Annotated in this window: 12 protein-coding genes and 1 pseudogene; 12 read left to right on the top strand and 1 reads right to left on the bottom strand. The window is 43.0% G+C overall.

All coding sequences use genetic code 11. The features are described from left to right. Nucleotides 1-159 precede the first annotated feature (159 nt). The 8 genes from pheS to ACYQ2O_RS06970 all read left to right on the top strand — a co-directional run bounded on the left by pheS (nucleotide 160) and on the right by ACYQ2O_RS06970 (nucleotide 9,916). Entirely contained in the window at nucleotides 160-1,206 is a 1,047-nt protein-coding gene (pheS, locus tag ACYQ2O_RS07005) for a phenylalanine--tRNA ligase subunit alpha (protein WP_346024350.1), read from the top strand. 6 nt (nucleotides 1,207-1,212) lie between these two features. Continuing rightward, nucleotides 1,213-3,627, top strand: coding sequence for a phenylalanine--tRNA ligase subunit beta (gene pheT / locus ACYQ2O_RS07000; protein ID WP_346024349.1), 2,415 nt, complete (start codon nucleotides 1,213-1,215; stop codon nucleotides 3,625-3,627). 211 nt (nucleotides 3,628-3,838) lie between these two features. Beyond that, nucleotides 3,839-4,093 (top strand): cell division protein ZapA, encoded by a 255-nt coding sequence (locus ACYQ2O_RS06995; protein ID WP_091482258.1) that lies wholly within the window; start codon nucleotides 3,839-3,841, stop codon nucleotides 4,091-4,093. A 41-nt stretch (nucleotides 4,094-4,134) separates the two neighbouring features. After that, nucleotides 4,135-4,695 carry a CvpA family protein gene (locus ACYQ2O_RS06990; RefSeq protein WP_091266287.1) on the top strand — a complete coding sequence of 187 codons (561 nt, stop codon included), beginning with the start codon at nucleotides 4,135-4,137 and terminating at the stop codon, nucleotides 4,693-4,695. A gap of 131 nt (nucleotides 4,696-4,826) precedes the next feature. Beyond that, nucleotides 4,827-7,196 carry an endonuclease MutS2 gene (locus tag ACYQ2O_RS06985; RefSeq protein ID WP_346024348.1) on the top strand — a complete coding sequence of 790 codons (2,370 nt, stop codon included), beginning with the start codon at nucleotides 4,827-4,829 and terminating at the stop codon, nucleotides 7,194-7,196. Between the two features lie 106 nt (nucleotides 7,197-7,302). Then, complete coding sequence (gene trxA, locus ACYQ2O_RS06980) at nucleotides 7,303-7,614, top strand: thioredoxin (protein ID WP_346024347.1); 312 nt, start codon at nucleotides 7,303-7,305, stop codon at nucleotides 7,612-7,614. Between the two features lie 441 nt (nucleotides 7,615-8,055). Beyond that, nucleotides 8,056-8,337 (top strand): hypothetical protein, encoded by a 282-nt coding sequence (locus ACYQ2O_RS06975; protein ID WP_346024346.1) that lies wholly within the window; start codon nucleotides 8,056-8,058, stop codon nucleotides 8,335-8,337. 115 nt (nucleotides 8,338-8,452) lie between these two features. After that, nucleotides 8,453-9,916, top strand: coding sequence for an FAD/NAD(P)-binding protein (locus ACYQ2O_RS06970; protein WP_346024345.1), 1,464 nt, complete (start codon nucleotides 8,453-8,455; stop codon nucleotides 9,914-9,916). A gap of 71 nt (nucleotides 9,917-9,987) precedes the next feature. Here the strand turns inward: ACYQ2O_RS06970 and ACYQ2O_RS06965 are convergent, their stop codons facing one another. After that, entirely contained in the window at nucleotides 9,988-10,413 is a 426-nt protein-coding gene (locus tag ACYQ2O_RS06965; RefSeq protein WP_346024344.1) for a YslB family protein, read from the bottom strand. A gap of 259 nt (nucleotides 10,414-10,672) precedes the next feature. On the opposite strand from ACYQ2O_RS06965, the pseudogene racE reads away from it, so the two are divergent. The 4 genes and pseudogenes from racE to tnpA form a co-directional block, all read left to right on the top strand. Then, nucleotides 10,673-12,100: pseudogene (gene racE, locus ACYQ2O_RS06960) on the top strand (glutamate racemase). A 13-nt stretch (nucleotides 12,101-12,113) separates the two neighbouring features. Beyond that, nucleotides 12,114-12,635, top strand: coding sequence for a metallophosphoesterase (locus ACYQ2O_RS06955; protein ID WP_346024343.1), 522 nt, complete (start codon nucleotides 12,114-12,116; stop codon nucleotides 12,633-12,635). Nucleotides 12,636-12,801: 166 nt separating this feature from the next. Further along, on the top strand, nucleotides 12,802-13,329 hold the full coding sequence (gene cbpB / locus ACYQ2O_RS06950; protein ID WP_346024342.1) for a cyclic-di-AMP-binding protein CbpB: 528 nt from the start codon (nucleotides 12,802-12,804) through the stop codon (nucleotides 13,327-13,329). 582 nt (nucleotides 13,330-13,911) lie between these two features. After that, on the top strand, nucleotides 13,912-14,167 hold a 256-nt coding region (gene tnpA / locus ACYQ2O_RS06945), incomplete at its 3' end, for an IS200/IS605 family transposase (protein ID WP_459796298.1).

Genomic DNA, 14,167 nt, shown 5'->3' with positions numbered 1-14,167 from the left:
TAAAAGATTTAATACTACTGTATGAACGTTAGAGATATTCAAGTTATTGAACCGCCGTATACGAGAACCGTACGTACGGTGGTGTGAGAGGTCGACTAGTCAATTAATGACTAGTCTCCTACTCGATTATGTTAAATAATTTATTGAAGGAGTATGAAGATGGGAATTGAAGAACAATTAACAGGTGTACTGGCTAGAGCAGTCACTGACATCGATTCAGCTGATTCTGTAAAGGAAATAGAAGCGATCCGTGTCAGCTATTTAGGGAAAAAAGGGGAAATAACGAGTATTCTTAAAGGAATGAAAGATGTTTCGCCGCAGCAGCGACCAGTTATCGGTAAGAAAGCGAATGAAGTTAGAGACGAACTGACTGCCGTGCTTACTCAGAAAAAGGAACGCCTTGAAAAAGAATCATTACAGAAACAGCTAGAAGCAGAAACAATCGATGTGACGCTTCCAGGTAGACAGGTGAAAAAGGGGCAGACACACGTGCTTACTCAGATCATGGAAGATATAGAGGATCTGTTTCTAGGTATGGGTTATCAGATTATTGAAGGAAACGAAGTGGAGTCTGATTACTATAACTTCGAACGGGTCAACCTGCCTCAGAATCACCCGGCCCGAGATATGCAGGATACGTTCTACATCACGCCGGATGTGCTGTTGCGTACACATACTTCACCAATTCAGGCGCGTACGCTTGAGAATCACGACTTTTCAGAAGGGCCTCTGAAAATGATCAGCCCTGGTAAGGTGTACCGAAGAGATACGGATGATGCGACGCACTCTCATCAGTTCCACCAGATCGAAGGGATGGTCATCGATGAGAATATCACTATGGCCGATCTGAAAGGGACCCTGGAACTGCTGGCTAAGAAAATGTTCGGCGAAGAACGAGAAATCAGATTGCGACCAAGTTACTTCCCGTTCACAGAGCCTTCTGTTGAAGTGGATGTGAGCTGCTTTAAATGTGGCGGTGAAGGATGTAACGTCTGCAAGAAAACCGGCTGGATCGAAATCCTGGGTGCCGGTATGACTCATCCGAATGTGCTGGAAATGTCTGGCGTGGATTCATCTAAATACGGTGGCTTTGCCTTTGGTTTAGGGCCAGACCGTATTGCCATGCTTAAATATGGAGTGGATGATATCCGTCACTTCTATTTGAACGACCAGCGTTTCTTAACACAATTCAAGAGGAAAGGGTAGAATAACATGAAAGTATCTTATAACTGGCTGAATGAATCACTGGACCTGTCAGGGGTCTCTCCTCGTGATCTGGCAGAACAGATCACACTAACTGGGATCGAAGTCGACAGTGTGAGTGAACCGGCCAATGAACTGAAAAATATCGTCGTCGGTCATGTGCTGACTGCTGAACGTATGGCAGATTCCGATCACCTGAACGTAACTGTAGTAGAAGTCGGACAGGACGAACCGATACAGATCGTCTGCGGCGCACCGAATGTAAAGGCCGGACAAAAAGTCATTGTCGCCTTGCCGGGCGCACGTCTGGTGAATGGATTGAAGATCAAGAAAAGCAAGCTGAGAGGAGTCGTCTCAAATGGGATGATCTGTTCGCTTGAAGAACTGGGATTTTCTGACTCAGTGATTCCTAAAAATTCTGAGGATGGTATTTATGTGCTTCCGGAAGACGCTCAAATTGGAGAAAATGCCCTGCCGTATCTTGGTCTGAATGATGCATTCATCGAACTGGATATCACACCGAACAGGGCCGATGCCTTGAGTATGAGAGGTGTCGCTTATGAAGCTGGAGCGATCCTTGAACAGACACCCAGGTTTACTGGAGTCAATCTGAGCGAAGACCCGACGGATTCTGTAGATGAATATGTCAATGTGTCAGTAGAGAACAGTGAAGACAACCCGATCTATAAAATGCGAGTTATCAAGGACCTTGTTGTAACTGAAAGTCCCTTGTGGCTGCAGCGCAAACTCATGCATGCAGGCATCCGTCCGATCGATGCAGTAGTCGATGTGACAAACTACATCATGCTTGAATATGGTCAGCCTCTTCACGCCTTCGACTATGATGCATTGAACTCAAAAGACATCCTGGTCAGACGTGCCAGAGGATCTGAAACTCTAGTCACATTGGATGGACAAGAGAGAAAGTTGTCCTCAGACAATCTCGTCATCACTAATGGAGCAGATCCGGTTGCTCTTGCAGGAGTCATGGGTGGAGAAAATACACATGTCACCGGAGAAACAAAAACTGTTGCACTGGAATCAGCTGTATTCGAATCCAGCCTAATCCGTAAGACTGCACAGGCACTGAACTTGAGAAGTGAATCCAGTTCACGGTTTGAAAAAGGCCTGAACAAAGAAACAGTGCAGGATGCGCTGGACCATGCGGCGGCTCTCATTGCCTCATTAGGTAAGGGGCAGGTCGTATCCGGTACGGCAGAAGTTGTCTCGGAAGAACCTGCTTATCAGACTGTAACGACTACTCTAAATAAAATAAATGGCTCTCTTGGTACTGACTTGACGGTTGGCGAAGTTGAAAATATCTTTAGCCGACTGGGTTTCGAAAACAGAGTGACTGTGGATGAAATCAGTGTAACGGTTCCTCCAAGACGCTGGGACATCAGTATTGAAGCGGATCTTCTTGAAGAAGTGGCCCGTATTTACGGCTACAATCAGATCCCTTCTACCTTGCCTCGCAGTGAATCAGTACCGGGAGAACTGACTCATGCCCAGAAGCTGACTCGTTTCACCCGGCATTATATGGAAGGTTGCGGACTGGGGCAGGCAATCAGCTATGCATTGACTACTACAGAAAAAGCAGCAGCCTTCTCATTGGAGGAGAGCGCACCAGTAGAACTCGACTGGCCGATGAGCGAAGAGCATAAAGCCTTGAGACAAAGTCTTTTGAGTGGCCTGCTCGACAATGTTCAGTATAACGTCGCCCGTCAGACAAAGAATGTGGCCTTGTTTGAAATTGGACGCATTTTTACCCGACAGGAAAAAGACTTGCCGAAAGAAACGACTCATGTGGCAGGCGTCATGACAGGCTCATTAGTGGAGAACAGCTGGCAGGAAACTGAAACACGTGTCGATTACTTTGCGGTCAAAGGCATCGTGGAAGAGTGGCTCGATACTCTCGGCGTTATTGAAGGCATTTCCTTCGTCCCTTTTAAAGAATTGCCTGAACTGCACCCAGGGCGTACCGCTAAAGTATTATGGAACGGTCAGTACATCGGAGTTATTGGACAGCTGCACCCTCAGCTTGCTCAGGACCGTGATTTGAATGATACTGTTGTTTTTGAATTGAATATGGAACCATTCCTTGCGAATGAACAGGACACTTTGTCCTATGAATCGATTCCCAAATACCCTGGGACATCCAGAGATATTGCTTTTGTCGTAGATGAATCCGTTCTTCACGCAGAAGTCATGAATGTGATGACAGAGGTAGGAGGCAAATGGCTTCGTTCAATCCGCCTGTTCGATCTATATCAGGGAGACAATATCGAAGCAGGCAAGAAATCTCTAGCTTATACCTTGTCTTATCTGAATCCGGAAGCGACCTTGAAAGAAGAAGAAGTCAACTCAGACTTCGAAAAAGTGAAACAGGCACTGGTCGAGCGAGTCCAGGCTGACATTCGTTAAATCGACTTTTAGTTGAGCAATAAATAGGTAAATGCTGCCGATTACCTCTCACATTAAAGACGCAGGGTCTTTAATTGAGAAGGGAAAGGCAGCATTTTTGTTTAGTGTCAGAAGAAGAGCTCGAAATTTCAGAAATGACGGTCGATATAATGCATAAATCATGGATTCATGTTATTATAAGAAAGAATTTGCGAAGCGAGGAGGCTTTTTCATGCCGGAGGGAAAGCGACGTTATAAAGCAACCATTGACGGAGAGAGCTACACTATCGTTGGACCTAAATCACAGGAACACATGAAAACCGTAGCTGAAACAGTGGATGAACAGATGAAGCAGTTAAAAGAACTCACAAAGGGTTTAAGTAACGAAAAACGTGCGATCCTGCTTGCAATCAATGCTGTATCTGACCAGCTGACTATGCGCAAAGAACTGGAAGACATCAAGAAAAAACTGGAACACTTAGAGTAAAAGCAGAATCGGCTTCTGTTGTTTCAGACAAGGAGACAATTATGATATTAACGTTTATTATTTTATTTATACTACTGCTGTCCCTGTACAGCGGAGCCAGACGGGGACTCGTCCTTCAGCTGGTGCTGACTATCGGGTATGCTTTATCATTCTGGTTTGCATTGACCTACTATCAGCAGCTCAGTGGCTTTGCTGAAATGATGATTCCCTATCCGACACCTACGTCGACATCGGCCAATCCATTCGTTTTATACAGCATGGATCTCCTGTTCAATCTTGACGGGGCTTTCTATAAAGGGATTTCATTTATCCTCATCCTGTTTGCAGGCTGGCTGGTGACAAGACTGATCGGCGGGTTGTTCAATTTCCTGGCGGACATCCCAGTTGTCAGAACCCTCAACGCTATTGGAGGAGCACTGATCAGTTTTGTGGTCCACTACATCGGGCTGTTTCTAGTACTGTTCGTCCTATCGACCGTACCACTGCCGATCATTCAGAACCAGTTTGAAGCAAGCAATGTGGCGCGAAATATTGTAACGACGACACCGGAATTATCCGGACAGTTTTACGAATGGTGGGTCATAGAAGGACTTGAAGAATAGACATGTATAAATGGAGGATGGATCGAAGGAGACAGTATGAGGCTCTGGAGGCCATCCTTTTTTGTCCGAAGACTTAAAAGAAAATTAGTAAGGCTCCCGCTATAAGTGGGAACAATAAGGAGAGAAAATGAATGAAGACAGTTCAGGCATCCTTTAAAAAACTGGAATTTGAAAAAGTTATACAGCAGTTATCCGAATATACCGTTTCTTCATTAGGAAGGGAACGGTCGCGTCAGCTGCATCCAATAACAGACATTAAAGAAATCACTGAAAAGCTTGAAGAAACGGAAGACGCCGTCTTGCTTCTGAGACTAAAAGGAGGAATGCCGCTTGCAGCCTATGAAGATATTCGTCCTCACCTCAACCGGGTGCGGATACAGGGAACGCTCAATGGTCTGGAACTAGCGCAGATCGGTCGAATACTGAAAACAATTCGTGAAATAAAAACATTCTTTTCTAAAGCACAGGAAGAAGCGGTCCCTTTAAAACAGCTGTATGAGAAAGTCAGTGGGCTGGATACCTTTGCTAAACTTGAGCGGACTATATTTTCTGTAGTCGATGAAGGGGGATATGTGCTGGACGATGCCAGTTCCAAGCTTAAAGGACTCAGACAAGGCATCAAGCAGACGGAAAGCCGTACCCGCCAGAAGTTGGAAAGCATAGTCAGAGGCCCCCAAGCCCGTTTTCTGACTGACGCTATTATTACAATGAGAAACGACCGATATGTGATTCCGGTCAAACAGGAAAACAGAAATACATTTGGAGGTGTCGTCCACGACCAGAGTTCAACGGGACAGACACTCTTTATAGAGCCGCAAAGCGTGGTCGATCTGAACAACCAGTTAAGACAGTATCAGGTGGCTGAAAGGAATGAGATCGACCGTATTCTCAAAGAAGTGACGGAAGAAATCGACCCATACAGAGAAGCTATCTCGGCTCAACTGAACAGTCTAGTCGAGCTGGATGTCATTCAGGCCAAAGGTCGTTATGCCCAGGCTATCAAAGCAGTGAAACCTGATGTGTCAGAAGACAATCATGTTGCGTTGATAAAGGCACGTCATCCTCTTCTGAATGAAGGGGAAGTTGTAGCAAATGACATCATTATTGGTGAAGACTACAAGACGATGATCGTTACCGGACCAAATACCGGCGGAAAAACAGTGGTTCTTAAAACCTTGGGTCTCCTGCAGCTGATGGGCCAGTCGGGGCTCTTCCTGCCAGTTGAAGAAGACAGTACAATGGGGATTTTCTCCAGTGTGCTCGCTGATATTGGAGATGAGCAGTCGATTGAGCAAAGTCTGTCAACATTCTCATCACATTTGACTAATATCGTATCGATTCTTGAACAAATCGATGAGAAAAGTCTAGTGCTTCTGGATGAACTTGGAGCGGGGACCGATCCTCAGGAAGGGGCGGCGCTGGCCATTGCGCTTCTTGATGCTATCGCTCAGAGAGGCAGTTTTGTTATGATCACCTCCCATTATCCTGAACTGAAAGCATATGGATACAACCGCCCGGAAACGATCAATGCCAGCATGGAGTTTGATGTAGATACACTCAGCCCGACCTATCGCCTGCTTATAGGGATACCTGGACGCAGTAATGCTTTTGAGATTGCCAAACGTCTTGGACTGGATGACATGATCATTGATTCTGCCAGACAGCTGATGAGTGGAGAAAGCCAGAGTGTAGACCAGATGATCCAGGATCTGGAGACAAGACGAAATGAAGCCGAACAGCAGGCTGACAAGGCAAGAAAAGACTTGAAACAGGCTCAGGCACTTCATAGGGAATTGAAGACTGCCTTCGAAGACTATCAGAATGAAAAAGACAGGCTGAAGAAAAAAGCAGAAAAAGAAGCCAATGCTATTGTTGACAAGGCGAGAGAAGAGTCTGAACGAATCATTAAGGAGCTGAGACAGCGTCAGCTTGACGGCGGTCAGCAAGGTAATCTGAAAGAACATGAACTGATCGATGCCCAGTCAAGATTGTCCGGACTGAGAAAAGAAGAAGAGACGCTTAAGAAAAATAAAGTTCTTCAGAAGCAGAAGCAGAAAAAGACACTTAAAGTAGGCGATTCTGTATCCGTTCAGTCTTTCGGACAGAAAGGCACGATCATTGAAAAAGCTGATGGGAAGCATTGGGTCGTGCAGATGGGGATGCTGAAAATGAAATTGCCTGAAGCCGATCTTATTCAGATCGAAGATGAGAAGGAAGCGGACCGCCGGGTGTCAGTCAAAAGGACCTCATCATCCGGTGTGTCGACTGAAATCGATGTACGCGGCGAACGTGTGGAAGAAGCAGTCAATCGCGTGGATCAATACATTGACCAGGCTCTACTTGCCAACTACCCTAAAGTGACTGTCATTCATGGTATGGGGACAGGCGCAGTCAGAAAAGGTGTGCATCAATATCTTAAAAAACACTCTCAAGTCAAAACTTACGAAGATGCTCCGGCAAATCAGGGCGGAAGTGGTGCCACAATCGTGACCTTTAAATAATCAGATTCAAAAGCTAGACAAGGGTACTAAATTTTGCTATACTGACAATGGATCAAGCGACTTACTTTTAATAAGTAAGCTCAGTAAACTTATAGGAGGTTCAATAATGGTTAGAGAATTAACAGATCAGAACTTTGGACAGGAAACAAATTCAGGATTGGCTTTAGTCGACTTCTGGGCAACATGGTGTGGGCCTTGTCGTATGCAGTCACCGGTCATCGACGAGTTGAACGAAGAGTCCGACGGCAGTGTGAACTACTTCAAAATGGACGTTGATGCCAACCAGGCGACACCAAGCAAGTTTGGTATCATGAGTATTCCAACACTTCTTGTAACTAAAGACGGAGAAGTCGTAGATAAGCTGATCGGTTACCACAGCAAAGAACAGATCGAAGAAACGCTGGCTAAACACAAATAATCATCGCTTTGATAGATATTCCGCTGCCTTACCATAAGGTGGCGGAATTTTTCTGTTCAGACCCTAAAAAGTGGAATAGAATAGTTACAATACCATTAAGTTATGCACTACACTGGTAATTTATGAAAAAAATACAATCTTGTCATATAACCTTAATGTAATTATGTTTAAATAGTTAAAAGCGTTCTCTTAAAAGATATTAAAAGATAGTCCAGAATACTAGACAGAATCTGTAATGATTTAAGTGTATAAATGTGAATGCTTTATGACATTTCAATGGATATAATCGGTAATAGACCGAAAGAGCCTATCATTCTAATGAAGACTATTATAGAATGGTGGTCTAACAGGATTAAAAAACAATCCTGACCTGAACATTCAATCTTTTCTACAATCCTTGTGGGTCGTTTATACATATTTTTCAGTTTGGAGAGTGGTCACATGTCACAGAATGAACAATGTCAAACTGTGCTGACAACAACGATTCAGTACAAGTATATAATTGAATGTAAAGATAAATCAGTGGAACTCCAGGTAGAGGACCGTGATGTCTTTTATAATGCAGACGATGAACTTGATTGTCCATTGGATGTTGTTCTTCGAAAAAACGATTACTCTTTCAATGACCTAATGAGCTGGGATGCCCGTGAGATACGATTTATTAAAATGGTTGATAATGAAACGACGGTTATCAACAGTGTGCCATTAAATGTCAATTTATAACAGTAAAGTGTTTATCTTTTCTTTTAAGTAAGAATAGGTGGCACTTTTTTTATGCCTAGAAACTAGATTATCTGTTAAAATGAAGGGAGTACGATTAAGTTTTAGGAGGACAAGAATGAAAGTAGCTATCGTAGGAATGGGCGTAGCAGGTATCAGCATTATAAGAGAAATGAATAGGCAGTTTTCGTCAGAAGAACGAGCTGGTCTGGAACTTCTTCTCTATACCCGGCCTGATCAGTTCGGAACAGGCTTTCCTTACCGGTCAGATGATGAAAGTCTGCTGATCAATCAGTACACAGAAACGATGACGATTGATCCGAATAATCCGGACGATTTTTTGGACTGGATTAAAGAAAATAAATCAGCCGAAACGGTTTACCATTCTCATCTTCCGCGAAGCTGGTTCGGAGAGTATTTAAAAGAGAGGATGAGCATCTGGCTAGAGACTTTGAATTACACGGTGATATACGAAGACGTACAGAATATTGAAAAGCTGGATGAGGATATCTATAGAATCGTGACAGAAAAGACCAGACAGCGGGTTGAAATGGTCCATCTGACAGCCGGACACCTAGCTTATCAAGACCCGTACCAGCTGATCGGGACACCAGGGTATATCTACGATCCATATCCCGCTGACAAGCAATTAATGATGTCGGTTGAACAGAAAAAAATCGCTCTGATCGGAACAGGGCTTACTGCTCTGGACGCCTTGCTGTTTTTGAGAAAAGAACACCCACTTTCTGAAATTACATTTTACTCAAGAGACGGTTTATTTTCATCAGTGAGGGGGAATGAGCCCTCAGTCACGATGCATTACTTCTGCCCTGATAAAGTAAGCGATCTGATTGCCGGCGGAAAACAGATCACACTCTCTCTTGTTAAAGACTGGTTTTTAAAAGAAATGGATGAGCATGGCATCGATACAGAATGGATATGGAAGAATTTAGGCAAAGGAACGATGCGGGGAATGGCCATGGACCTGACGTATACAGATGCATTGGGGCAATTCCAGTCGCTGATCCGACACATGAGAAAATGTTACCCTATCATCTGGATCAATCTGCCGGACAAAGATAAAGATGAATTTATACAGACTTACGGAAAGCAGTGGCAGCGATTCAAAGCGCCATTGCCTCAAAAAACTGCCACTTATTTAATCAAGCATCTCTACAAAGAGGATATTAAAGTAGTAAAAGATTTGAAAAAGATAACGAAAAAGAATTCAGAGTTTGAGCTGGAAACGGAGCAGGGAGACATGAGTTATGCAGATGTTGTAGTCAACTGTACGGGACAGGATACCGACTTGAAACGTTCATTAAGCCTGCAGCAGCCCCTGATCAGGAATCTTGTAAGCAGCGGCATAATCGTCCCTTACCAATATGGTGGAATTCAAATTGATTATCCCAGCATGAGCGTAATAGATGCTTCCGGAAACTGCCTTCAACGGTTCAAGGCATATGGTCAGATTGTCTCAGGTGTGCAGTTCGGAAACAATAACGTTGAACTGGTCAGTATGAGTGCCGCTAGTGGAGTAAATTCAATGAAATTATGTCTGCAGAAAAAGGCAGATACATAAGCAATAGTGAGCAACAGTTCACTAAACTGTCGGTCAAATACGATTGCTAAACTATCTGCCTTCTTACACTTTTAGTCCACAGATTCTTTTCTGTCAGCTTGAAGAATAATTTCTACAACCTTCTTCTTTCTGACGATATTGAATGATCCTTCAGTATAGGTTTCTGTGTAAGTCTGTATGGCCTGTGCCAGAAAACCTGTTTCCAGAGAAAAATCAGCATCCGTATGCTCACTTAGTCTTGAATGAACAATCTCACCGTGAAGCTGGAAAAGATAAGATGATTTCTTCTGTTCCAGAAGCGTCAAGGTGCCAAAAGAAGCTTCTTTTACAGCGGAGATGATGTCTTCCAGGCTGGTAAAGGTATGGCTTCTGGCGAGCTCTTTTCCGGCCCAGTATAATATCTCAGACTGGTCTTCTTTCAGAAGATTAGGAAGCAGTGAATCTCTAAGAAGTAAAATGCCTTGATGCGGGGGATGCTGGTTTGTGTTACTAGTCATTCTTTCACCTCGATCAATAGTAGATAATTATAAAAAATAAATTGAATGATGTCCGTTTTGACTCCTGACTTCTATAATGGGAGCGACAAGTCTTTATATTTATAGCCGGATTCTTTATAATTATATAGAGACCGGAACATCTGTTACTATTTTACAGTGTTTGTGTTCTGGATTCTAGTCAGATCGATAAAGTCTGTCAATTATTAACTAAATTTATGACATCAGTGTTTGTGATGTCTGAAAGTAAAGGTTGTTATGTATGTCAAATAGACCCATAGGGTTACTGGATTCTGGAATTGGAGGTCTGACCGTTTTAAAAGCTGTCAAGCATCTGCTTCCTGATGAATCATTCATCTATATCGGAGACAGTGCCAGAAATCCTTACGGTAACCGCACAGAAAAAGAAATTATCAAGTATACGGAAGAACTTGTGAATTTTTTACTGCTTCATGATGTAAAAATGATCGTCATAGCCTGCAACACTGCCACAGCATTAACACTTACTCTCCTGAAAGAAAAACTTAGTATCCCGGTAATCGGCGTCATCAGTGCCGGAAGCAGAGAAGCAGCCCGACTATCTGAAACAGGGCACATAGGAGTGCTCGCAACTCAGAGTACAGTAGACTCGCAGTTCTATTCAGAGTCGATTGCAAGAGAAAGAAAAGCTGTAGAGGTTACCAGCCTGGCCTGCCCAGAATTTGTCGATCTTGTGGAAGCAAATCAGCACACTGGTCCAGATGCAGAACAGGTCGTAGCTGAAAAGCTGGCACCTCTGAAAATACAGACTATAGATACGCTGATATTAGGCTGCACACATTTTCCGCTCCTGTCCGACTATATACAGAAAGTGATGGGCGAAGAAGTCAAGCTGATTGATTCCGGAGCATTGACTGCAGAATCAATCAGAGATGTTCTTAAAGAGGAACAACTCGAAGCGGAAGCAGACCACCAGTCTCCGATGATGAAAATATTCACGACTGGAGATGCAGAACTGTTCAGAGTAATCGCAGCTGAATGGATGGAGAATGATTCACTGGAAATAGCACATATATCATTAGAAGGATTGATTTAAGTGAATGAACTGACCAAGACAATAGTGATCGCAACAAGGAATAAAGGAAAAACTAAAGAATTTGAAGCTTTATTCAATAAGAAGGGCTATGCCGTACAAACACTTCTCGACTACCCCGAGGTATCGGATATTGAAGAAACAGGAATTACCTTTCAAGAAAATGCCCTGCTTAAAGCAGAAACGATAGCTGAACAGTTTGAGACGCTTGTGCTTGCGGACGATTCCGGCTTGAAAGTAAAAGCTCTTCATGGTCAGCCGGGAGTCTATTCGGCACGTTACGCTGGAGAAGAGAAGAATGATGCAAAAAACAACGCTAAACTGCTGAATGAGCTTGCAGATGTCAAAGATGAAGACCGGACAGCTGTCTTCCACTGTTCACTTGCTCTTGCGATGCCAGGCAAAAACTCTCTGGTAGTCGATGGGGAAGTAGCCGGGAAAATAATGGGTGTCCCACGAGGAGAAAACGGATTCGGTTATGATCCTCTGTTCTATCTGGAGGACAAGAAAAAGACCATGGCAGAACTGACTGAGGAGGAAAAAAATAAAATCAGTCATAGGGCAGTGGCACTGGAAAATTTGGAAAATGTTTTCGACTACTGGCTTCAAAACCAATGAGGAGGAAAGCTCAATGAGAATAATCTGCGTCAGTGATAATCATGGCAATACCTACTATATGGAAGAACTTCTTTCGATTTATCAGGAAGAAGCCGATGAGTGGATACACTGCGGGGACTCAGAACTACTTGAAACCCATCCGTTGTGGCAGAATTTCAAAACAGTTAAAGGGAATATGGATATAGCAGAAGGCTTTAAATCTGAACGAGTGGAGGAACTGGAAGGGGACCGCTTCCTGATTGTCCACGGACATCGCCATGGCGTGAAGCGGTCCTATAATGAGCTGAAGACACGTGCACTAGAAGAGAACTGTCAGTTCGCCTTTTACGGACATACCCATATCCCGAAAGTTGAAGAAGAAGACGGCATCTTTTTCATAAATCCCGGAAGCATTGCCCAGCCCAGAGACCGAGAGATAGGCACATATCTGATCATGGATTTGGATAAAGACAATCACCAGGTCTCGTTCACATACTATGACCGTGATCATAATGAAGTTAAAGAACTGACTAAATCATTTAATCTCACTGACTGATCAGGATTCTCATCATATTGCCATTATTATAATGACTTAATCCATCATATTCTAGCTTAAGGTAAACACGTGTAAAATTATTCTAAGAAAATTCACCTTATACACCTTTTTAGTTGGGATAATATATCAGAAAGGGTAAAATATATGAGAAGACTGGATACGAGGAGTGAATAAATTGATAGGTGAGAAAATAAAATCATTACTTATTTCTAGTGAAAGGTCCCTTGTCAAACCTGCAGAAGAAGTTGCTGTCGTAGGTTTAAAGAACAGACTGAATCACGCCTTACTTATTTTAACATCTGATAAATATGCAGTTGTTCCCGTTCTTGATGATGAATCAAAAATGTGTGGGCTAATATCCATGCCCACAATATTTCAGGCAATCATGAATATCGAAGATGTCGAATTTGAGAAATTGGGAGAAATTGAAGTAAGAGAAGTAATGGATACAGACTATCCTGTGGTGAAAGAAGACTTTGAACTGGAAGAGGTTCTTCATGCCTTAGTCAATCATGCCTTCATCACCGTAGTAGATGACAATAATTATTTCAAAGGCATCATCACCCGCAGTGAAATACTCAAAGGTACCAATCGAATTGCCCATGAGTTTGAAAAGCTGTATGATGTCAGAGCAAAAACTCCGGAAAAGCTAGGCCGGGATGAAGAAGTGAAGAAAGAGTCAGTTCTCAAATAATTTATAGGAAAGCAGCCGTTCAATCGGCTGCTTTTTCTTATGGAAAAGCACAATAATTGAAGGAGTAATTTAGTCTAATGATAAGTCCAGCTTCGAATGGGGTTCTGAACAATAATTAGGAGAGAGACGAGTGGGATTTACCATACTTTTCTGAGCTAAAGTGTAACTATTTGGAGTTTAAGAGGATTATCGAAGGATAATGTGTGACTGAGCTGTAACTAGAGGCTATCTAACGGTATTTAAGACAGCCATAATTTCATGAACTATAACTAGAGGCCATTTAACGGTATTTAAGACAGCCATAATTTCATGAACTATAACTAGAGGCCATTTAACGGCATTTAAGACAGCCATAATTTCATAAGCTGTAACTAGAGGCCGTTTAATGGCACTAATAAGTCAAAGAATCTCATGAACTTTAACGTAATTCCGAAAGAAGTCTCCCACTTCTAAGCGTATGGGTGCGAAGCACCAGTGAAAGTGGGAGATGAATTTCGGTCAAGCGATAGCTTGAAGTGGTTAATCTGTCATTTTTGTTGTATACTATACTCAGTGGTAACCAACAGAAAGGAAGTGGCATCAATGGAATTGGACAACAACAATCATTCAGTCTTCTCGATGTATTACAACCTTGTCTTAGTTATAAAGTATCGAAGAAAAGTCATCACGCCCCCTGTTTCAGATTACGCCAAAGATATGTTTCTAAGAATTAGTACAAACTACAACATCACTCTCATCGAATGGAATGAAGATAGAGACCACATTCATATCCTGTTCAAAGCTCACCCTAACACAGAATTGTCCAAATTCATCAATGCCTACAAAAGCGCCAGTTCTC

This window comes from Alkalibacterium sp. m-11 (assembly GCF_054658155.1).
The sequence above is the reverse complement of the archived record's forward strand: the minus strand, read 5'-3'. Positions and strand labels throughout refer to the sequence as shown.

Bases quoted from the DNA above. Each gene is read 5' to 3' on its own strand.
- pheS (WP_346024350.1), top strand. From the start codon at position 160: ATGGGAATTGAAGAACAATTAACAGGTGTACTGGCTAGAGCAGTCACT.
- pheT (WP_346024349.1), top strand. From the start codon at position 1,213: ATGAAAGTATCTTATAACTGGCTGAATGAATCACTGGACCTGTCAGGG.
- ACYQ2O_RS06995 (WP_091482258.1), top strand. From the start codon at position 3,839: ATGCCGGAGGGAAAGCGACGTTATAAAGCAACCATTGACGGAGAGAGC.
- ACYQ2O_RS06990 (WP_091266287.1), top strand. From the start codon at position 4,135: ATGATATTAACGTTTATTATTTTATTTATACTACTGCTGTCCCTGTAC.
- ACYQ2O_RS06985 (WP_346024348.1), top strand. From the start codon at position 4,827: ATGAAGACAGTTCAGGCATCCTTTAAAAAACTGGAATTTGAAAAAGTT.
- trxA (WP_346024347.1), top strand. From the start codon at position 7,303: ATGGTTAGAGAATTAACAGATCAGAACTTTGGACAGGAAACAAATTCA.
- ACYQ2O_RS06975 (WP_346024346.1), top strand. From the start codon at position 8,056: ATGTCACAGAATGAACAATGTCAAACTGTGCTGACAACAACGATTCAG.
- ACYQ2O_RS06970 (WP_346024345.1), top strand. From the start codon at position 8,453: ATGAAAGTAGCTATCGTAGGAATGGGCGTAGCAGGTATCAGCATTATA.
- ACYQ2O_RS06965 (WP_346024344.1), bottom strand. From the start codon at position 10,413: ATGACTAGTAACACAAACCAGCATCCCCCGCATCAAGGCATTTTACTT.
- ACYQ2O_RS06955 (WP_346024343.1), top strand. From the start codon at position 12,114: ATGAGAATAATCTGCGTCAGTGATAATCATGGCAATACCTACTATATG.